Genomic DNA, 20,997 nt, shown 5'->3' on the forward strand with positions numbered 1-20,997 from the left:
TCACAACCTCCCCCTTCTTGCTACCAGTATTATCTCGATAAGCACCATAAGCATAAGCGGATATGCAAAGATGAAGTAGATATCCTTCTTGACCTCTGCACCATCTCCGCTTTCAATGATGGTCTTGCTGCTCTCCTTGATAAGCTCAACACTTCCCATAAGTGATGAGTTACCGTTATTCATGTTCATGTATTCAACGCCGAGACCCTCTGCGATCTTCTTAAGATTAGTCTCGTCAATCTTTGATACAGCATCCTTATGGGTGCTGTAATCATAGATATAGTGATTTCCGTAGTTGTTTTTCATCTTACCGCCACTCTCAGAACCATAGCCAAGAACAGCACCTGCGTCCACGTACTGAGCAAGTTCGCTGTAGTCCTTAAGCTCTTTTCCGTTAGTGATCTCACCGTCGCTTATGAAAAAGACAATTGTCTTCCTGTTCTCTTTCCTGTTGGAGGACAAAAGAAGGCTCTCTATGTCCTGATAGGCAATTGAAAGGTCACTTCCCTTGGCATAGTAACTGTCAGGACTCTCAAAGGTATCCAGCAGATCCCTGATATACTGAAGGTCCTGTGTAAAAGGCGCAAGAACATGCGCAGTATCATCGAAGGTCACAAGGCCAAAGTTACTACCTGCAAGCTCATCAATGATATAGTTCACATCCTTGGTGACGCCTGTCATTCTCTCTTTCTTGCCGTTGTAGTCCTGAGCCCACATGCTGATGGTGTTATCAATGATGAATAAAACGTCCAGGTTCTTGGTTGCAAACTCGTACTTGGTCTCGACCATGACAGGTCTCATGCCAATGATAAGCGCAAGAACATAGATGATCGTCAAACGCGCAAGGGTACCAATCCTGTCTCCTGTCTTTGCTTTATTTTTAATTACAAGATACGCTGTTACTCCGAACAATACAGCAAATACTGCCAGCATTGTTCCCAGCGGAAAAATAGGTTGTATGCTCATTTCTGTAATACCAATCCTGCCATGCAGCCAATCGCAAGGCAAATAAACATGATGATAAACGGAACTCTGGGAAGGTCCACTGTCTGTCTGGTCATTACGATCTTGACCAGCATTGCTTCCTGTTTCTGAATATCCTGCACAATCTCGGATACAGATTGGGACTTGGTTCTTATGTAGAACTTACCTCCCGTGGTCTCCACAGCGCTCTTAAAGCCGTTTAAGCATGAGGAATAATCATACTCCTCAGGCATATAGAACTTCTCCTCTGAAGGGAAGATTCCAAACACGGTAACCTTGTTCTTCTTGCAATACTCCGACGCCTCTTTTAAATTAAGAACCTCTCTGCCATAGACATTCAGCTCATTGTCCGTGCACATGATGATAACTCTGGTCCTCTCTGAATTACCAAGGTAGGGAAAAGAGTATAACGCTGTGCCAAGGCCTTCTCCGATAAGAGAGGATCCTCTGTAGTAGTTGTCGTATAAAGTTCCCGCCTCAAAGTAGTCAAGCTTATCCTGAAGCTCATCAAATCTCTGACGCTTATCATCCGGGATTTCACCTAAGGTCTCGTATAGCTGAAGATATTCTTCCTCATACTCTTTTTGCATCATGAAGTACTCGTGAAGGGCATCCAGCCTGTCAATTACATAGTCATAATCATCCGTCAGCGGAACATAAGTAACCGAGGAAGTATTGAAAATACTGATTCCAAACCTGTCGCCCTCAAGACCGGCTACCACGTTCTTAAGATAATCCGTGATCTCTGAGTTAAGGTCATATAGCGAATAGGAAACGTCCAAACACAGGATGATATCTCTTTTCTTAACACCGCTCACAACATCGTCGGTCCTGTAGGGCCTTGCTGCCAGGAAAAGAGATGCAACAATACTAAGGATCATTCCGACAAGCATAATGACAGTCAAAACCCTGTACCTTATGTTAAGGCTTCTGTAGAGCTTGGAATTTCTGATCCTTCCCGTGTTAGCCGCCTTGATACCGGTGCTGTAGCTTGTCTTTTGCCGCCTGTATATTAAGTAAATAACAAGAAGCGCTGCCACCAGGACTACCATGCCGATGATGACAACGTTTAGATACATTAACTCCATGCTTTGATCACTCCCACTGCCTTGTTACAGGACTCTGCAAAGTCCTTGCCCTTTGCCTTCTCATCCTCGGCAAACTCGGGCACGTAATACTCCTCCATAAGGACGTCCAGCTTCTTGATCCCAAATGCCTTTACTTCCTTAATGGTAAAATTCTCAACATTGATACCGGTCACCTCATGCACAAACTCCCTTATCAGTGCACTGAGCTGCTGGTATCCTTCTCTTTTATCTACCTTATTCTGTGTATAGTTGTTCAAAAGAGCCTGAACCCTGCCAATATACTGATTCTTGACCCTGTAGATCATATCGGGAGACATTGCTATCTTCCTTGCTGCAGGCCTTGGGACTTCCTTCTTTTTCCGAAGAGCATTAAAAACCTTAATAAGGAAAAAGACAATGGCCGTAAGGGCAATTGCCCCTAAAACCACTGCAATTAAAGTCACCCACCAGCTATATTCAAATGGATGTTGCAATTTAACCGTAGTAACCATTTCTATACCTTTCAAGAAGCGCAATCGTGCTGTCTATTATCTGCTCCTGTCTTGCAATTGTAGTAAGGCATGCCTTGTTGCGCTTGCAGATTTCTGACGCCATACCGTAGATTTCTTCTCTCTGCCGTAATTCTTCCTCGTGAAGAGCCTTGCTGTGAGAGAGGAAAAACCTCTCGTAGCGGCTCAGATCACTGTCAAATACCGTATCGCCTGTAAGGAACGCGTCATCAATATTAATAACAAGAAGATCATGCTCTTTGGTTATGCTCCTGACAAGTCCATCGCTTAGCTGCGCAAGGCCTTCCATATCGGTCAAAAGAAATATGATCATCCTCTTATGTACCGTATTTAAAATCTCAGTAATAGTATCCGGAATGGATCGCACAGAGTCTGTCTCGGCCTTTTTCTCATAATCATAGAGAAGGCTCTCCAGGTGATCAGTACCTGACTTAAAGTAGCTGATGCTGGTGTTTTGATCCTCCGGATATGCAAGGGCATAATCCGCACCGTTTCTTCCTACGATGTAGGCAAGGGTCCCGAAAGTCATGAGCATGAGCTCTTTCTTGGATTCACCTCCCGTGGTGTCACCAAGGAGCTTGCTTCCCCTGTCACAGATGAACATGACATTGTGCCTTCTGTCGGTCATATATCTGCGCACAAGAATAGAACCCATGCGGGATGAAGACTTCCAGTCAATATCATGGACGTCATCTCCGATGGCATATTCCTTGAGATCATCGAACTCCAGGCTCCTTCCTCTGTGAATCGAATGGAAGTCACCGTCAAGAATATTGGAGGTCTTTCTCTTTGTATAAAGAGCTACTGCTCTCCTTATCTTGGATAAATACTCATAATCAATCTTCATCACGGTGCCTTTACTGAATTAACCAGTCCGTCGATAACTGCCTCAACAGGCACGTTATCTGCTACTGCTGAATAGTTAAGTCCGATTCTGTGGCGAAGAACCTGGTGGCTCACCTGCTTTACATCCTCAGGTGTAACATAGGTTCTGCCCTGAATAAGTGCTGTTGCCTTGGCCATCTTAAGGAATGCGATGGAAGCACGTGGGCTTGCTCCGATGCGGACATATCTTCCAAGTTCAAGACCCTGGATCTGTCCTGCGCGTCTGGAGGCAACAACTATGCTTGAGATGTACCACTTAATAGCATTATCAACATAAACCTTATCTACAATCTCCTGAACCTTATCAACGTCTGAGATTGTAAGAACAGGCGGATCAACACGTGATATAGCACCTGTCTCCATACGGCTTAAGATCTCAACTTCTTCAGCAGCTGTAGGGTATGTGATAACCTCTTTTATCAGGAATCTGTCAGTCTGGGCCTCAGACAAAGGATAGGTTCCTTCCTGCTCGATGGGGTTCTGAGTCGCGATAACAATAAAGATATCCTCAGGCATGTGATAGCTCTTTCCACCGATGGTTACCTGCTTCTCCTGCATGGCTTCAAGCATGGCAGACTGAGTCTTGGCGCTGGAACGGTTTACCTCATCAAGAAGAACGAAATTAGCAAATACAGGTCCTAAGATATTCTCAAACTTACCGGTTGCCTGGTTGTAGATCTGGGTTCCGATGATATCGCCCGGAAGGAGGTCAGGTGTACACTGGATTCTTGCAAACTTACCGTCAACGGCATCTGAAATTGCCTTGGCAGCTGTGGTCTTGGCAAGACCGGGAACAGACTCAATAAGGATATGTCCGTCTGCAAGGATTGATCCGATCAGCGAAAACTTAAGCTGCTGCTGGCCTACAACCTTGGCGTCAAAGTAATCTGAAAGCTTTCTTATTACTTCCTGTGAATAGCCAAACTCCTCTTCTGTAATTGTTATATTGCTGCTTTGTACTTCCATTTTATTTCTCCGTTTCTTTACCTGATAATGGATCTTAAGTTGTTCATGATACCTTCAGCTATATCAGGCTTATTCATTGAATAGACATGTATGTGGCTCACGCCATTGCTGATAAGATCTATGATCTGGTCGCAGGCATAAATGATGCCGGCTTCCTTCATCTTGTCGGGCTCATCTGCAAATCTGTCCACCATGATCTTCATCTTCTGTGGAATGGTTGAGCCTGAAAGTGCAACGCTTCTTGCCACCTGCTTGGCATTGGTGATAGGCATGATTCCGGGAACTACCGGTACTTCTATGCCCTTCTCTCTTATTCTGTAGAGGAACTGATAGAGAGCCCCGTTGTCAAAAAACATCTGGGTTGTCAGGAAGTCACATCCGGCATCAACCTTTTCCTTGAGATGCTGGATATCCTCTGACTGCCTTGCACACTCAACATGTCCCTCGGGATAGCATGCTCCGCCGATGCAGAAGGAATCATCTATCGATTTGATGTCGTAGATCAGCTCAGTTGCATGGTCGTAGTCAAAAGAGATTCTTCCCTCCTTGGGGATATCGCCCCTGAGGGCCATGATATTTTCAATACCTCTCTCCTTGTACTCGTTCACAACGCTCTTTACCAGGTCCTTGGTTGATGATACGCAGGTAAGGTGCGCTAGTACAGGGACTGAGAATCTGTCCTGAAGGTCGCCTGCGATCTTGGCGGTATTCTTGCTGGTTCCGCCGCCTGCCCCGTAGGTAACACTCATGAAGTCAGGTGAAAGAGCTGCTATCTCGGAGGCAGCTTTTTCTACAGCCTCAAACCCCGCATCTGTCTTGGGCGGGAAAACCTCAAAGGAGAGGGTTACATCTTTTTCCTTAAATAACTGACTTATCTTCATACACATTCTCCACGTTATCAAACATTTATCTCAGCTGTTACTCCAAGCTCTTTCTCGTTGGCCTTAAGGATTGGCTTAACTACTTCATCAAGGAATTTCTCAACCTGATGAGCACTGCAGCCAACGTATTTCTTGGGATCCATTGAAGCCTGAAGCTCTTCAAGGCTTAAGTGGAATGCAGGATCTGCTGCGATGAGCTCAAGGAGGTTATTGTCCTTACCCTCTACCTTGACAGTCTTGCCGGCTTCCATTGAGAGCTCTCTGATCTTCTCGTGGAGCTCCTGTCTGTCACCACCTGCCTTAACAGCATCCATCATGATGTTCTCTGTTGCCATGAATGGAAGCTCAGCGAGCATGTGCTTCTCGATAACCTTCGGATAGACCACAAGACCATCTACTACATTAATACACAAGTCAAGAACTCCATCTGTTGCAAGGAATCCTTCAGGAATTGAAATTCTCTTATTGGCTGAATCATCAAGGGTTCTCTCAAACCACTGTGAAACCTCGGTGATTGCAGGGTTTAAAGCATCTATCATAACGTATCTTGAGAGTGAGCAGATTCTCTCACTTCTCATGGGATTTCTCTTGTAAGCCATAGCTGATGAACCGATCTGGCTCTTCTCAAATGGCTCTTCAACCTCTTTAAGGTGCTGAAGAAGTCTGATATCCTGAGCCATCTTGGTTGCTGATGCGCAGATTCCGGAAAGAACGTTTATAACCTTCATATCAATCTTACGGCTGTAGGTCTGTCCTGAAACTGCCATGCATCCCTTAAAGCCCATCTTCTTGGCAAGCATGGGATCAAGCTGATCAACCTTAGAAAGGTCTCCGTCAAAGAGCTCGAGGAATGATGCCTGAGTTCCTGTTGTACCCTTTGATCCAAGGAGCTTCATGTTATCAAGTACATAGTCAAGGTCCTCAAGATCGATGGTGAAATCCTGAAGCCAGAGACAAGCTCTTTTACCTACTGTTGTAGGCTGTGCAGGCTGGAAATGAGTAAAGCCAAGGGTAGGCTGATCCTTGTACTTGTCAGCAAATACAGAGAGCTTATCGATGACGTTGATGAGCTTCTTGCGAACAAGTCTGAGTGCATCAGTCATGATGATGATGTCAGTGTTATCGCCAACGTAGCAGCTGGTTGCGCCGAGGTGGATGATACCCTTTGCCTTAGGGCACTGCTGACCGTAGGCATATACGTGACTCATTACGTCGTGACGAACTTCCTTCTCACGGGCCCTAGCTACATCGTAGTTGATATCCTCAGCGTGCTCTTTGAGCTCGTCGATCTGCTCCTGAGTAATGTTAAGGCCAAGATCTTTTTCAATCTCAGCAAGGGCGATCCACAGCTTTCTCCAGGTTTTAAACTTCATATCCTGTGAAAAGATATACTGCATATCACTGCTTGCATAACGCTCTGACAATGGACTGGTGTAACGATCTGTACTCATAATTCTCCTCCTGACATTTCCTCTATTATTGATTATTTTTCGTAGCTTCCTCTGATATCTTCTGTTGGCGGATCCATCGGATACTTACCTGTAAAACATCCCTTGCAGATTGAGAGATTACCTCCAACCATTTCCTCAAGCCTTTCAAGCTCAAGGTAAGCCAGGGAATCTGCTCCAATGATCTTGCAGATATCGTCAACATTTCTGTTATAGGCAATGAGCTGATCTCTTGCCGGTACGTCCGTTCCAAAGTAGCATGGCCAGAGGAACGGCGGAGAGCTTACTCTCATGTGCACCTCTTTTGCCCCGGCATCTCTAAGCATTCTCACAATCCTGTCCGAGGTTGTTCCGCGGACAATGGAGTCATCTATCATGATGATCCTCTTACCGCTTACTGCGCTCTTTAGGGCGTTTAGCTTGACCTGAACGCTGGATTCACGGTTCTTTTGCTTGGGTTTGATAAAGGTTCTTCCGATATAAGAATTCTTTACAAAGGCCTGTCCGTACGGAATTCCTGACTCAAGGGCGTATCCTAATGCTGCCACGTTTCCTGACTCCGGAACACCTACGACCATGTCGGCATCTACCGGTGAATCCTTGGCAAGAAATCTTCCTGCTGCGATCCTGGCATCGTAAACGCTGATTCCGTCTATGGTGCTGTCCGGCCTTGCAAAGTAAATAAACTCAAATATGCATCTGGCCTGCTTGCCATGATCTATGCACAGGCTCTTATCTGATTTGATCCCGTACTCAGGAGATATGGTAACTATCTCTCCGGGCTCAACATCTCTTATGAAGGTTGCGCCGATGGTATCAAGAGCGCAGGTCTCGGAAGCAAGGACGTAAGTATTCTCTCTTCTTCCTATTACCAGAGGCTTAAAGCCGTATGGGTCTCTTGCTCCTATGAGCTTTCTGGGAGACATTATAACAAGGCTGTATGCGCCTTTTATCTTGAGCATCGCTCTTCCAACCGCTTCCTCAACGGAGTGGCAAAGGAGCCTCTCTCTTGCGATGTGGTAAGCAATGACCTCTGAATCAATGGTAGTTTGAAAAATAGCACCGGTATAAGCAAGTTCATGCCGAAGCTCCGGTGCGTTAATAAGGTTGCCGTTGTGCGCCATTGCCAGGGCTCCCTTTACATAATTAAGAACAAGGGGCTGGGCATTTTCTCTTGTGCTGCTTCCTGCAGTGGAATAGCGCACATGGCCGACGCCGATATCCCCTTTAAGTTTATCAATATCTTCGTGAGTAAAAGCCTCATTTACAAGGCCCATATCCTTATAGCTGAGTATCTTGCCCTTAGGGCCCTTTGTATCACTGACAGCGATACCACAGCTCTCCTGGCCTCTGTGCTGAAGGGAAACCAGTCCGTAATAGATGGAGTCTGCAACATCCCCTCCGTCAAAGTCATACATGCCAAATACACCGCACTCTTCCCCAAGGTGCTTATAGCTTTCAGTCCTGTTTATATCCTTCATATTTCTCCTCTTAATATAAGAAAAAAACTGCCACAAACACGAACATAATAACAAATCTTAGCCTGTGTGGCAACAAAAAAGGGTGTGATAAATCTGTGACAAATGGGAGAGTATAGTGTAATCAGAATCAAACAAGAGAGATGACTAAAGACTAAAAAAACAGAGACTTTAGTAAACAACAGATTATGAAAAAATATGGAGGTGTTCATTATGAGAAAACAGATTGAAAAGATTATCGCAACAGCATTTATTATCGTTCTTACCATCACAGCATTTAACTTCAAGTCGTTTGCATACAGTGAGATTCCTGATTACTTCGATTTTGAACAGTGCTGTGTATCAATGGACGCAGGATCAACAAGAGTTCTCTGGATTACAGCAAACTACAATTACGATGCATATGTAGGAGAGCACACCAGCAACAAGACCTACATAGAATGCTCTGAGAAATCCGGAACACAGCAAGTAGTTCTTCACATCGGTCCCGATGAGCAGACAAAGAACGTAATGTTCTACTTCTACGTAGATGATGACAAAGTATCAGACAAGGGACTTTTCGACGGCATCGAAGTTTACGTACAGAACATCGATACATCCTATGCACAGAAGGCAGATATGGCAGCTCCTCTTAAGTGGTACGCAAACAACAACTCAGAGTTCAATGCATACGACTACTACATGAACTATCCTGATCTTCAGAATGCATTTGGAACAAACGGCGACGCACTCTTTACACACTTCTACCAGACAGGTAAGGCAGAGCACAGAGTAGCTAACAAGCTTCTTTGATAAATCAGATATTTGACAGATCAGAGCTCATACTTAGATTTCTTTTTACTAATTTCATTCATATAAGCTGCAGTGATCATACCTGATGGGAGGGCTATAACGGCTACTCCCATCAGTGCTGATATCATAGTTATAAATCGACCGATATCAGTCGTGGGGTAGATATCTCCATAGCCGATGGTGGTTATGGAAATGGTAGCCCAGTATAGAGCATCAAAGAAGCTCTCAAAGAGATTTGGCTCCAGCTGGAATATCAGCATCGCGGAGACAAAAATATAGATGGTTATGAGAATAAGCACAGCGATGAGCTGTGTTTTTACTTTTCTTACGACATTGGCTATGACGATCATAGTCTTTGAATATCTGACAAGCTTCAGCACACGGAAAATTCTGATTAGCTTCAATAGTCGCAAGGATGGTATCGGGAATAAAAGATATATAACCGGCAATATGGACAGAAGGTCAAAGATAGCCAGCGGTGTAAAGATATAAGCGATATAAGCCTTGATATTCTTAAATCCCATCTTGTAATCAGCTGTATAAACTCTTGCACAGTAGTCTACAAACAGGATCAAGGCAGTGATTATCTCAATAACGAATGTATAGAAGTTATCCGTCTTTAAAGTCAGCGGAACAAGACCGACGATAACCGTGGTTGTCATCAGTACATCGTAAGCTCTGCTGGATGCATCGCCTATGCTGGATACTTCAATTACTTCATATATTCTTCTTTTATATTTTTCCATAAGCCTCCAATATCAGAAATTCAAAGTCGTGGTTAAAAAGTTCCTTCCCAAAAACATAAAATCCCCAAGATTGCCAATATTATGCTCACCGCTCTGCACAAAAAGACAAAGAACGTAATATGGATTTTTTTCTTGGAAGTTGTGACTCCGGAATCCAATATGAACAGATCGTCATTGTTGTACTTTCTTGGCATAGATTCTGCTCCTTTAAAGCTTTTCTTCCTCGTGATGCTTGTAGCCTGTTGGATTTACATGGATCATAACGTGTTTGACTTCAGGGAATTCTTTTTCTATCTTGTCATGAACTCTCTCAGCTATATCGTGGGACTGCTGAAGCGTAAGGTTTCCGTCAGCATTTATCTCCATCTCCACATATACCCTCTCTCCGAAGGTCCTGGTCCTTAGAAGGTCAACTCCTACCCCGAGATTCTCATCTCTTGAGAAGTTGTACACTAGGTCTTTTATCCTGGTCTCTACCTCTCTGTCTGCGGATGTATCAAGCATCTTGTCAACTGCGCCTCTGAAGATTTCAATTGCCACCCACATGATCATCAGGCATATCAGGATACCTGCCACCTGATCCAGGACAGGAAATCCGTGACGGGCTCCAACGATACCTATTAAGGCTCCTATTGAAGAAAGCGCATCTGACCTGTGGTGCCACGCATCGGCTTTAAAAGCGCTTGATTTAAGAAGCTTGGCATAACGCATTGTGTACCAGAACATGGCTTCCTTGGTTATTATGGAAACCAGCGCTGCGATAACCGCAAGCATCCCGGGAATTGCCAGCTGCTTGTAGCTTCCGTCGACTATTGCTGTAATGCACTTTTTTCCGATTTCTACACCTGTCGTAAACAGGATAAAAGACAATATGAGCGATGCAACGCACTCCAGTCTCTCATGTCCGTATGGGTGCTTGTCATCAGCCTTCTTCCTTGATAGGACTACTCCTAAATATGCGATAAATGTGGCGATTACATCAGATAACGTATGTATCGAGTCTGAGAGCATTGCTGTGGAATGTCCCACAATACCTGCTATCAGTTTAAATACTGCCAGGAAAACATTTCCTAAAATACCTACAAAGGCTAATTGGTTGGTAATCTTCTTTACATCCTGTTTTGTATCTTGTTTTGTTTCTTGATCCATTACTGTCGCCTCCCCACTGTGCTGACAGATATATTATAGCAAACTTAACGGCTGACAATACATAAATAATTGATGAAGCATACTCAGAAGAGACTTCATTGCCCGCAGCCGAAGATTGTATGCCCTGGCTAATGAATATCAATGGCCTTTCGCGGCATATCCTCGCGAAAAGCACGCTGCGGTATTCCACGGTGCCATTGACATTCATTCGCTAAGGCATATTGGGCAGCTAAGCGGGCCATGAAGTCAAGGTTCTTGCTTGCGATTTCATGTCCCAGCTACCGTAACGTATCTATTTGCCACAGATTTCGGCCGGAGACTACTCCTTGTGCAAGCTTTTTTCATGTCCCGGTGTCTATATCCTGCGCTTTTGCCACAGATTTCAGATGGGGTCCTCCCTTCATTGGCTCATTTGTCATGTCCCAGACACAGAGATGTGGCTATTTGCCACAGATTCCGGCTAGAGACTACTCCTTGTGCAAGCTTTTTTCATGTCCCGGTACCAATATCCTGCGTTTCTGCCACAGATTTCAGATAGGGTCCTCCCTTCATCGGCTCATTTGTCATGTCCCAGCAGCTGAAATACAGCTATTTGCCACAAAGTCTGCCTGGAATCCAGATTGCGCACAAGCCTTTTACATGTCAATGAGGCCGAAATGCTCTTCTCAGCCATAATTTCTGCTCAGAATCTAGATTGTGCGCAAGCCTTTTACATGTCAATGAAGCTGAAATCCCCTTCTCTGCCATAAATTCAGCCCGGAATCTAAATTGCACGCAAGCCTTTTACATGTCAATGAGCCCCAAATGCTCTCCTCTGCCATAAATTCAGCTCAGAATTCAGATTGTGCGCAAGCCTTTTACATGTCAATGAAGCTGAAATCCCCTTCTCTGCCATAAATTCTGCTCAGAATACAGATTGCGCGCAAGCCTTTTACATGTCAATGAGGCCGAAATGTCCTCCTCTGCCATAAAATATGCTCAGGTTCCAGATTGCGCGCAAGCCTTTTACATGTCAACGAGTCCGAAATCCCCTCTTCTGCCATAAAATGCCGGCGGATGAGATTCCTCAGAACTCGGCGCCCGCTTAGTGACCAAGCAGTTCTGAAATATGCCTGAGTCAAGGGACAGTACGCTGGGCGCCGCCCTTTGGCGCCCGGGCAGCCCTTGGCTCAGGCATATTTCCGAACTACAATGAGCGATCAGCGGGCCGAAACACATAAAAAGAGCGTGGCACCGATTGGTGTCACGCCCTTCAAAATTCAATTTACTGCTGGCCCTGATTGTTGTTTGAGCCGTTCAGGAAGCTGAGTGGTCCGTCAAGAGTCTGTTGTGAAGTAAGAACTCTTGCGTCTGTCAGCCAGTCCTGAGATGCAGGTGCATGAGCGCTTGAAGAAGCTAGGAGTTTGATTGATGCAATGATAGTAATGATATTTGCTAAAATAGCAAATCCTGTTGTCTGAGGATCATCAAGTCTCTCGAGCATATCTTTGAACAGCTGTACCAAAAAGGCAATGTTGAGAACTGTTAATACAAGGGTAAGGATGTCTCCGACATAAGGTATATAACTAACTACATATGACAGAACTGTTACAGCAACTGCCCAAAGCTTAATAATTGAAGCAGGAGCTCTCCATCCGTAAAGGTTGATAAAGTTGCAAGGTCCGTAAGTAGCTTCTACACATGCATAGATATTTGCGAATGGAATAAAGCCCATCCATGCATTCTGATAATTGCGAACCTTGAGGTACTTGTATCTTCCGATCGCATCAACAAGATAAACAGCAACACCGATAATAAAAAGAACTACAACAAATCCTCCAAGTGCTGCAAGTACTGCATATTCGTCCATAATTTTTCCCCTTTCAAACCATAAAGTTTTTTTATACAAATATGATTATACAGGACTTTTGTACCATTAGAACAACTAAATTGGCGAATTATACTAGTTTAATTCCTCCATTACTCTTGTAAACTCGCTCAAATACTGTTCTTCATCAACTTCCATTATTTTTTTATTTGCTTCAATATCATCTCCGGAAAGGATTTCCGAAGACACAAACCTAAGATGCTCTGCTGCCTTCAAAGTCTTTAAAGTGATCTGATGATAGCAGGGTCCAACGCACAAAAGCTTCATGGCCTCGTCGTCTGACAAATACCCGCTGGTCATGATTCCCAGAGTATCATATATTGTATCGTTGGCAATAGGTCCGATTATCACATCATATTCAGAGAGATAGTCAGGCATAGATCTTCTATTGGAAAAAACATATCTAAACCACTCTTCATTTCTCTCGAATTTCTTTATATTAAGACCCTCAAGCTCAAGTTCATAAGTATTAACATAAATATCTGAACCTGTCTTTTCTCTTGCCCACCGGCATGCAAATTCTCTTTTATCTGTTGTATAAAAGCCCTGGCCCAGATCTGCGTTCTTACGGCCTCTGTGAACATCAGGCTCTCTTATTTTTTCATATCCTGAGTGATATACTCTTATCATTTCGCTCACCTCCTGATTCAATCAGCAGTTACAAGCCTATTATAACATTTTCAAAAATATTTGCAATTTAATTGTTGACAATTTAATTGTGATATGTTAAATTAAAATCACAGCAAACGAAAACCACTAACAACTAACGATAAATAAATTACAAATTGGAGGTCAAACATATGGAATACAGATTCACAGAAGAAAATTTTGATGCAGAAGTACTCGGTAGTGATACACCCGTTCTTGTAGATTTTTACGCTGACTGGTGCGGACCTTGCAAAATGATGATGCCTGTTGTCGAGAAGATGGCAGAAACATACGAAGGCAAGGTTAAGGTCGGCAAACTCAACGTCGATGAAAACAACGCTATAGCGGCTAAATATGGCGTAATGTCTATCCCCAGTTTCATCGTATTCAAGAATGGCGAAGTACTTAACAGCTCCACAGGAGCAATGTCACAGGCTAATCTTGCTAAGATGCTTGATGACGCACTTTAATTAGCCAAACACCACTCCACATAATACAACCCTCTAAAATGGGAGTCTCTGCAGAAGCAGAGGCTCCCATTTCCTTTTCACAAATCTTATAGTGACACAACCGAGCAGTAATCTTTAAAAATACTGTTGATGTATGCCTTATCAAGGCCCTCTCCGATCACGATAAGTACATTTCTGCTGCTTACTATCGGAGTTGTCTTAATCTCTTTTTCCGTGGCGTTAAGCTCTGTCTGCTCATTCTCAGATATCTGAACAAAGCCCTTGATCCTGATGACATGCCCTGCTTTTGCATCGGTTAAAAGACCTTTCGCAATCTCCCTTAGCTTATCCAAAGGCATAGCTACATCGAAATAAAAAAGCGGTGTAAACTGCTTATCCTCTATGGGGAGCTTAACGTAAGAAGCATGCCGATATCCGCAGCTGCAAAGAGCTTCAAAGTCATCCGGTGTAAACTCATCTATAGGCTTTGCCACAATGTCTTTTGACATATCAAAGCTCTTACCGCCAAACTCGTCCATGATCTTATTTACAGCATCAAGCACGGCCTTTTTGTCAGATACCATATCCAGTTTGGAAAAGACAAGCTTCCCGGCAGAGGCGATCTCAGACATGAAGATGTATCTCTCAAAATCACCGAGATAAAAAACAGCTCCTGCGTCCACCAGGGAAATGACGTTACCTATCTCGTACCACCTATCAAGTGGCTCGTCATAGAGAACATCGAAGAACTCGTCCACGTCATAAATTCCAGAGGGCTCGATCAGCACTCTGTCATATCCGCTCATGCCCATGGATATCAGCTTGGTCCTGAATCGCCTTCTGTGGGCCTCCTTGCCGTCTCCTCCAACGATCATCTCGAGGTTGCAGTTATCCGAAAGAAGGTCCTGAAGCATGACCATATCGATGTTCACAGCGCCATAGTCATTCTCTATTATGCAGATCTTCTCACCTTTTGAGATGAGGTATCCGGCATATTCCTTAATGAATGTAGTTTTTCCTGATCCGAGAAAACCCGTTATCAGATCTATCTTGACCATTTACAGACTCCTATGCATCCGCCTTTTTAATTGCCAGAAGCGTAACTACCATAAGAGCAATGCCTATTGGCAGACAGATGAGCCAGTTTCTGATAAAGCCGGCAAAGATATATGCAACCATTGAAACAATAGCAGCTGTAAGTGCATAAGGAAGCTGTGTTGAAACGTGACCGATGTGATTACACTGAGCTCCTGCACTTGCCATGATTGTTGTATCTGAAATAGGTGAGCAGTGATCTCCGCATACAGCGCCTGCCATACATGCAGAAATGGCAATGATCATGAGCTCGTTATTCATATCGCCGCCAAATACATTAACTACGATCGGAATAAGGATTCCGAAGGTTCCCCAGGATGTACCTGTAGCGAAGGCAAGGAATGCGCCTACTGCAAATACAATAGCAGGCAGGAAGTTCATGAATGCACCGTTTCCTGCTACGTTCTGCACCATTCCGGCAACATAATCAGCTGCACCGAGTGAATCAGTCATAGACTTAAGTGTCCATGCAAATGTAAGGATGAGGATGGCGGGAACCATGCTCTTAAAGCCTTCTGAAATTGTGTTCATGCACTCTGTGAAGTTGAGCACCTTGGTAGCCATGAAGAATATCTGTGTTATCAAAAGAGCTGCAACAGAACCGTAAACCAGTCCGACTGAAGCATCTGAATTTGAAAAAGCATCAATAAAGCTCTCGCCCTCAAAGAATCCGCCGGTATAGATCATGCCGATGACACAGCAGACGATGAGTGCAACGATGGGAAGTACCAGGTGAATAACCTTACCCTTTGTAGAAACAGGAGGATGAGGCTGATCTGTAGCACCGGACATACCGGGTGCAGGTTCTTCTTTTCCTACTGCCATTTCCTTAAGCTCTTTTAAAGAATCTCTCTCAACCTTCTTCATAGGTCCAAAGTCGAAGTCAGCCAGAGTAAGTGTAAGCATCATTGCGATGGTTAAGATCGCATAGAAATTGTAGGGGATAGCCCTTACGAAAAGAGTCAGTCCGTTTGCCCCGTCAACGAAACCTGTAACAGCTGCTGCCCAGGAAGAAATAGGTGCGATGATGCAGACAGGTGCTGCTGTTGCGTCGATAAGGTACGCGAGCTTTTCTCTTGAGATCTTGTGTTTGTCTGTGAGAGGCCTCATAACAGAACCAACTGTGAGACAGTTGAAATAGTCATCGATGAAGATGAGAACACCAAGTAGAATTGTGGCGATCTGAGCGCCGGCCTTGGTCTTAACATGCTCTACCGCCCATTTTCCGAAGGCTGCAGAACCACCTGCACGATTCATGAGCATAACCATACTTCCCAGAACCACCAGGAAAATGAGGATACCCACATTCCAGCTGTCAGAGAGCTGTGTGATCATGCCGTCCACAAAGACATGCTCGATGGTGCCGGTGAATGAAAAGCCCGAATAGAGCATTCCGCCAACAACAATTCCGATGAAAAGAGATGAATAAACCTCTTTTGTGATGAGTGCCAAAGCGATGGCTATGATCGCCGGCAACAGTGACCAGAAGCTGTTAATAAACATATTCTTTCTCCCCCTTATATACTATATGAAAACCATTATATATCTACTGCGGTGAAATTTCTATACTTTAAAGCACTAAAATGGGAGAAGACCCTACAGTCTTCTCCCGCTATCTGCCATTTACTGATTACTGGCCCAGTATTTCTGCTGCTTCCTTCATGAGATCGATGATAGGAAGATGCTGAGGGCATACGCCCTCACACTGGCCACAGGCTATACAATCAGAGGCTTTTCCGCTTCTCTGGATAAGTCCTGAGTAGAAGTTCTTGGATCGCCAGTCATCCGGGTGACGACGGAGTGTGTTGATAGTCCTGAATACATCAGGAATGCTGATCTGCATCGGGCATCCGTCGCAGCAGTACTTGCAGGCTGTACAGCCAATCTGAGGAACCTCAAGGAGCTTCTCTGTAACCTTATTAACTACTGCAAGCTCTTCTTCTGAAAGAGGCTCGAAATTCTTGAAGGTATTAAGGTTATCCTCCATCTGTGCCTCATCGGACATACCTGAAAGGATTGTCATAACGCCGGGCTGCGATGCTACAAATCTAAGTGCCCAGGATGCAACTGATTTATCAGGTCTTACCGCCTTAAACATCTCCTCTGCTTCAGGTACCATCTTGGCAAGAGCTCCGCCCTTAACAGGCTCCATGATGACCATGGGGATATTTCTTGCCTTGAGGATCTCGTAAAGTTCCTGGCTTCTTACAACAGGATTTGATCTGTCCAGATAGTTGTACTGGATCTGTACAAATTCAATCTCAGGATGATTGTCAACAATCTCAGTAAGGAGCTCAGGGCTTCCGTGGAAAGAGAAACCAAAGTGCTTGATCTTGCCCTCTTCTCTCTTCTTAACCCCCCATTCAAAGCAGTTGTACTTAACATAAGTGTCGTAGTTGTTGCCTTCCTCGATGGAATGAAGAAGATAGAAGTCAAAATAGTCAACGCCTGCTCTCTCAAGCTGTTCGTTAAAGATTCTCTCTATATCTTCTTCCTTCTTGATTTCCCATGCAGGAAGCTTGGTTGCCAGTGTAAAGCTCTCCCTGGGATGGCGCTTAACCAGCGCTTCTCTTGCCTCAACTTCGCTCTTTCCGCCGTGGTAAACATAAGCTGTATCGAAGTAGGTAAGTCCTGCCTCAAGATACTTATCTACCATTCTGCACACCTGCTCATGATCGATAACACCGTCATTCTCAGGCAGTCTCATCAGTCCAAAGCCAAGCTTTGGCATCTTGCTCACATCAATACTCATAGTCATTCTCCTTTTATAATTGCCATTTTTATTATCCTTTATTCTCTACTATCTTGACAATATTGCCAATAGACATTATAAATTAATGTATCTATTTTATGCAATTATATTGTGCTAACACGACAATTTTTTTATTTTTATAAAAGGGGATTTCAATTATGGAGTACAGGCAAAGTAAGACCGGTGAACCCATATCCATCCTTGGCTACGGATGTATGAGATTCACCACAAAGGGTGGCAGCATTGACATCGATAAGGCAGAAAAAGAGATAATGGCCGCCTACAACGCCGGTGTCAATTACTTCGATACCGCCTATGTTTATTCCGGAAGCGAAGCTGCGCTGGGCGAGATCTTAGAGCGCAACGGCATCAGAGACAAGATTAACATCGCCACCAAGCTTCCCCAATACCTTGTTGGAAGCAGAGCTGCACTGGACAGGTACTTTGATGAGGAGCTCCGTCGCCTCCGCACAGATCATGTGGACTACTATCTCATGCACCACATGACAGCCATGAACCAGTGGGACAAGCTTGAGAACGTTGGAATCAAGGAATGGATTGCCGAGAAAAAGGCTTCCGGTCAGATCAGGAACATCGGATTTTCCTATCACGGAAACACTGAAGATTTCATCGGAATCCTTGATGCCTATGACTGGGATTTCTGCCAGATTCAGTACAACTACGTGGATGAACACTCCCAGGCAGGAAGAAAAGGTCTTTTACATGCTGCAGAGAAAAACATTCCTGTTGTCATTATGGAGCCTCTTCGCGGTGGTAAGCTTGTAAATCAGCTTCCTCAGAAGGCAAAAGACCTTATAGCTTCTCAGGACAATGGCTACACACCCGCTGAATACGGTCTTCGCTGGCTCTGGAATCAGAAAGAAGTAACCTGTGTTCTTTCAGGAATGAATTCCATAGAGATGGTAGAAGAAAACTGCAGGATCGCATCATCGTCCAAAGCAGACTCTTTTACCGAAAAAGACTTCGAAGTTATAGATAAGGTAAAACAGATAATCTCAGAGTCAGAGCTTGTGGGCTGCACCGGATGCAGATACTGCATGCCGTGTCCAAGAGGCGTAGATATTCCGGCACTGTTCAGGAGCTACAACATGACAGCTGTCGACAGCAAGTCCTCAGCAAGATTTGAGTATGCTCAGACTGTTGGTCTAAAAAAGGATCCTGCCTTTGCCACACAGTGCATCGGCTGCGGAAAGTGTGAGCAGCACTGTCCACAGAGCATTCCTATCAGAGAGAAAATAAAGGAAGCCGACAGAGTTATCCGCCCGCTTCCATACAGGATCGGCATAAATATTGTGAGGAAATTTATGTTAAGAAGTTAACTATAAAACGTGGAGTAAGTCTTAATTTGCTCCACGTTTTTATGATATAATTTTCTCTAGAGGTAAATATCATGATCAACGGTAAGAAAATTGTTGCTTTATGTACATACAGAATACATGACTCCCAGGTTTTTACCTTTATCACGGAGTTCAGTAACCTTTTAAGTAAGTTTGACTGCCGTCTTTTTATCTATGCCATAAACGCCGAGATTGGCAACAAGTGTGGCTTTCTTGCGGAAACATCCGTATATGACCTCATTCCTTTTGATAAAGTAGATGCTGTCGTCATAATGGACGAGAAAATCAAGAGCAGAGAGACTGTTCGAAAGATCATCGACAATGCAAAAAAGGCGAATGTTCCGGCCATCGTAATAGATGGTGAGTATGACGATGTGTCCACAATAAACTTCGATTACAGGAAGGGGTTTGAGACCGTTGTAAGGCATGTCATTGAAGAGCACGGGGCAAGGCGCCCTCATTTCATGGCCGGCAAGCATAACAATAAATTCTCTGACGAACGAATTGATGTTTTCAAACAGGTTCTTGCCGAGAACAACATTCCTTTCGATGACTCCATGCTAAGTTACGGAGATTTCTGGTCAGTTCCTGCAAGAGCTGCTACCGAAGAGATCATTAAAAGGGATGTTCTTCCGGATGCCATCATCTGCGCCAACGACATCATGGCCATCAACGTCTGTGATGTTCTTACCACGCACATGATCATGGTTCCCGGGGAAGTTATGGTTACTGGTTTTGACGGACTTGACGAAGCGTCCCTTGCAACCCCCGGCGTTACCACCGCCAAATGCAGCAGTGTAGATCTTGCCAAGGTTGTTATACAGGTTGTAAAAGACACTTTTGCAGGCAAAGGTTTGCAGCATCAGTCTGTTATACCTGAGTTTTTGCCCAATGAATCCTGTGGCTGTCCGCGCATGACTCCAAGCGCCATCTCCGCGGTTCACAGCTTTAACAACAGATTTTATCATCACCAGGATGACATCCATATAATGCAGGATTTCACTTCCAGGATCATAAGCAGTAACTCTCTTGAGGACTGCCTGGATTTCCTGCGAAGCCCTCTGTCGAATAATATGTGTATCATTCTTGATGCTGCCTGCCTCAACAAGGAAGTTAACTATTTCCTTGAAGATACTGACACCACAGATAAAATCCTCATTTATGACTCATATATAGATGAGGACAGAGTAACTCCTTTTGATCCGGATACCGTTGTGCCACATCTTGATGAGCTGATAGAAAAGGGATATCCTCTGATATTCAACGCCCTTGAATACATGAGCAAATCACCGGGCTATATTTGCTACTCCTTCCCAAGATACGACATGATCGATTACTCCAAGACTTCCAGTCTTACCAGCACCATCGGCATGGGTCTTGGCAGCTATATAAACATGCGCTACCAGCTCTTTATCCGTGATAAGATCCAGCGAATGTATCAGAACGACGCACTCACAGGATTCTATACAAGACTTGCCTTCTACTCCAAGTATGAGGACTTGAAGGAAAACCCGGAAAACATCGGAAAAGATGCCACGGTCATCATGGCCGATCTAAACGGCCTTAAGAAGATAAATGATAACCTTGGCCACTCGGCAGGTGATTCTGCCATAAAGGCTGTAGCAACCAGGTTAAAAGACAATTGTCCGGAGGATGCTCTGTGCCTCAGGCACGGAGGCGATGAAATGGTTGCTTTTATCATAGGTCCCTGCGATCCCGAAAAGATAAAAGCCGGCGTTGATAAAGACCTTCAGAAAGACTCCAAGGAGCTTGGCCTTAAGGTCTCAGCCGCCATAGGTTATTACGTCACAAAATTTGATAGTAATATGGACCTTAATAAGGCTATCAATGCCGCTGATGAAGAAATGTATAAAATAAAAAAGCAGTCGAGATGATCGACTG

At 44.4% G+C, this 20,997-nt stretch carries 19 protein-coding genes; 4 read left to right on the forward strand and 15 right to left on the reverse strand.

The window, feature by feature from the left end:
• From G632_RS0108075 to purF, 8 genes are read right to left on the reverse strand one after another with little or no spacing between them, the layout of a single operon-like run.
• Positions 1-966 carry a vWA domain-containing protein gene (locus tag G632_RS0108075; protein WP_026520500.1) on the reverse strand — a complete coding sequence of 322 codons (966 nt, stop codon included), beginning with the start codon at positions 964-966 and terminating at the stop codon, positions 1-3.
• Positions 963-2,072 carry a vWA domain-containing protein gene (locus tag G632_RS0108080; RefSeq protein ID WP_022768515.1) on the reverse strand — a complete coding sequence of 370 codons (1,110 nt, stop codon included), beginning with the start codon at positions 2,070-2,072 and terminating at the stop codon, positions 963-965. Before G632_RS0108080 ends, G632_RS0108075 begins: the two co-directional genes overlap by 4 nt.
• Positions 2,063-2,563, reverse strand: a complete 501-nt coding sequence (locus G632_RS19320) for a hypothetical protein (protein ID WP_155828867.1) — start codon at positions 2,561-2,563, stop codon at positions 2,063-2,065. Before G632_RS19320 ends, G632_RS0108080 begins: the two co-directional genes overlap by 10 nt.
• Positions 2,547-3,428, reverse strand: a complete 882-nt coding sequence (locus G632_RS21115) for a DUF58 domain-containing protein (RefSeq protein ID WP_022768517.1) — start codon at positions 3,426-3,428, stop codon at positions 2,547-2,549. Before G632_RS21115 ends, G632_RS19320 begins: the two co-directional genes overlap by 17 nt.
• Entirely contained in the window at positions 3,428-4,432 is a 1,005-nt protein-coding gene (locus G632_RS0108095) for an AAA family ATPase (RefSeq protein ID WP_022768518.1), read from the reverse strand. The genes G632_RS21115 and G632_RS0108095 overlap by 1 nt, the downstream gene beginning before the upstream one ends.
• Positions 4,433-4,449: 17 nt before the next feature.
• Entirely contained in the window at positions 4,450-5,313 is an 864-nt protein-coding gene (gene metF, locus G632_RS0108100) for a methylenetetrahydrofolate reductase [NAD(P)H] (protein WP_022768519.1), read from the reverse strand.
• 17 nt (positions 5,314-5,330) lie between these two features.
• Positions 5,331-6,764 (reverse strand): adenylosuccinate lyase, encoded by a 1,434-nt coding sequence (gene purB / locus G632_RS0108105; protein ID WP_022768520.1) that lies wholly within the window; start codon positions 6,762-6,764, stop codon positions 5,331-5,333.
• A 32-nt stretch (positions 6,765-6,796) separates the two neighbouring features.
• A complete protein-coding gene (purF, locus tag G632_RS0108110) occupies positions 6,797-8,242 on the reverse strand; it encodes an amidophosphoribosyltransferase (RefSeq protein ID WP_022768521.1) in 1,446 nt (481 codons plus the stop codon).
• A gap of 210 nt (positions 8,243-8,452) precedes the next feature.
• Here purF and G632_RS0108115 point away from each other — a divergent pair, with 210 nt between their 5' ends.
• Positions 8,453-9,031, forward strand: a complete 579-nt coding sequence (locus G632_RS0108115; protein WP_022768522.1) for a hypothetical protein — start codon at positions 8,453-8,455, stop codon at positions 9,029-9,031.
• Positions 9,032-9,051: 20 nt separating this feature from the next.
• Here G632_RS0108115 and G632_RS0108120 read toward each other — a convergent pair whose 3' ends face one another.
• The 4 genes from G632_RS0108120 to G632_RS0108140 form a co-directional block, all read right to left on the reverse strand.
• On the reverse strand, positions 9,052-9,777 hold the full coding sequence (locus G632_RS0108120; RefSeq protein ID WP_022768523.1) for an ion transporter: 726 nt from the start codon (positions 9,775-9,777) through the stop codon (positions 9,052-9,054).
• A 207-nt stretch (positions 9,778-9,984) separates the two neighbouring features.
• Positions 9,985-10,926, reverse strand: a complete 942-nt coding sequence (locus G632_RS0108130) for a cation diffusion facilitator family transporter (protein WP_022768525.1) — start codon at positions 10,924-10,926, stop codon at positions 9,985-9,987.
• A gap of 1,264 nt (positions 10,927-12,190) precedes the next feature.
• The gene (locus G632_RS0108135) at positions 12,191-12,775 is read right to left on the reverse strand and encodes a hypothetical protein (protein ID WP_022768526.1); all 585 of its coding nucleotides are present in this window, start codon (positions 12,773-12,775) and stop codon (positions 12,191-12,193) included.
• Between the two features lie 93 nt (positions 12,776-12,868).
• Positions 12,869-13,423: a DUF3990 domain-containing protein gene (locus G632_RS0108140; RefSeq protein WP_022768527.1), complete on the reverse strand. Its 555-nt coding sequence runs from the start codon at positions 13,421-13,423 to the stop codon at positions 12,869-12,871.
• Between the two features lie 170 nt (positions 13,424-13,593).
• On the opposite strand from G632_RS0108140, the gene trxA reads away from it, so the two are divergent.
• Entirely contained in the window at positions 13,594-13,911 is a 318-nt protein-coding gene (gene trxA, locus G632_RS0108145) for a thioredoxin (RefSeq protein WP_022768528.1), read from the forward strand.
• Positions 13,912-13,997: 86 nt separating this feature from the next.
• Here the strand turns inward: trxA and G632_RS19330 are convergent, their stop codons facing one another.
• The 3 genes from G632_RS19330 to G632_RS0108160 all read right to left on the reverse strand — a co-directional run bounded on the left by G632_RS19330 (position 13,998) and on the right by G632_RS0108160 (position 17,737).
• A complete protein-coding gene (locus G632_RS19330) occupies positions 13,998-14,948 on the reverse strand; it encodes a GTP-binding protein (protein ID WP_022768529.1) in 951 nt (316 codons plus the stop codon).
• Between the two features lie 10 nt (positions 14,949-14,958).
• Positions 14,959-16,488, reverse strand: coding sequence for a Na+/H+ antiporter NhaC family protein (locus tag G632_RS0108155; RefSeq protein WP_022768530.1), 1,530 nt, complete (start codon positions 16,486-16,488; stop codon positions 14,959-14,961).
• Positions 16,489-16,615: 127 nt separating this feature from the next.
• Positions 16,616-17,737 carry an aldo/keto reductase gene (locus G632_RS0108160; protein WP_026512472.1) on the reverse strand — a complete coding sequence of 374 codons (1,122 nt, stop codon included), beginning with the start codon at positions 17,735-17,737 and terminating at the stop codon, positions 16,616-16,618.
• Positions 17,738-17,895: 158 nt separating this feature from the next.
• Between G632_RS0108160 and G632_RS0108165 the strand changes: the two genes are divergently transcribed.
• Together G632_RS0108165 and G632_RS0108170 are read left to right on the forward strand one after the other, a co-directional pair.
• Positions 17,896-19,077 (forward strand): aldo/keto reductase, encoded by a 1,182-nt coding sequence (locus G632_RS0108165; RefSeq protein ID WP_022768532.1) that lies wholly within the window; start codon positions 17,896-17,898, stop codon positions 19,075-19,077.
• A 71-nt stretch (positions 19,078-19,148) separates the two neighbouring features.
• Positions 19,149-20,990: a diguanylate cyclase gene (locus G632_RS0108170; protein WP_022768533.1), complete on the forward strand. Its 1,842-nt coding sequence runs from the start codon at positions 19,149-19,151 to the stop codon at positions 20,988-20,990.
• The last annotated feature ends 7 nt before the right edge of the window (positions 20,991-20,997 follow it).

It is taken from the genome of Butyrivibrio sp. NC2007, from assembly GCF_000421405.1.
Lineage (GTDB): Bacteria > Bacillota > Clostridia > Lachnospirales > Lachnospiraceae > Butyrivibrio.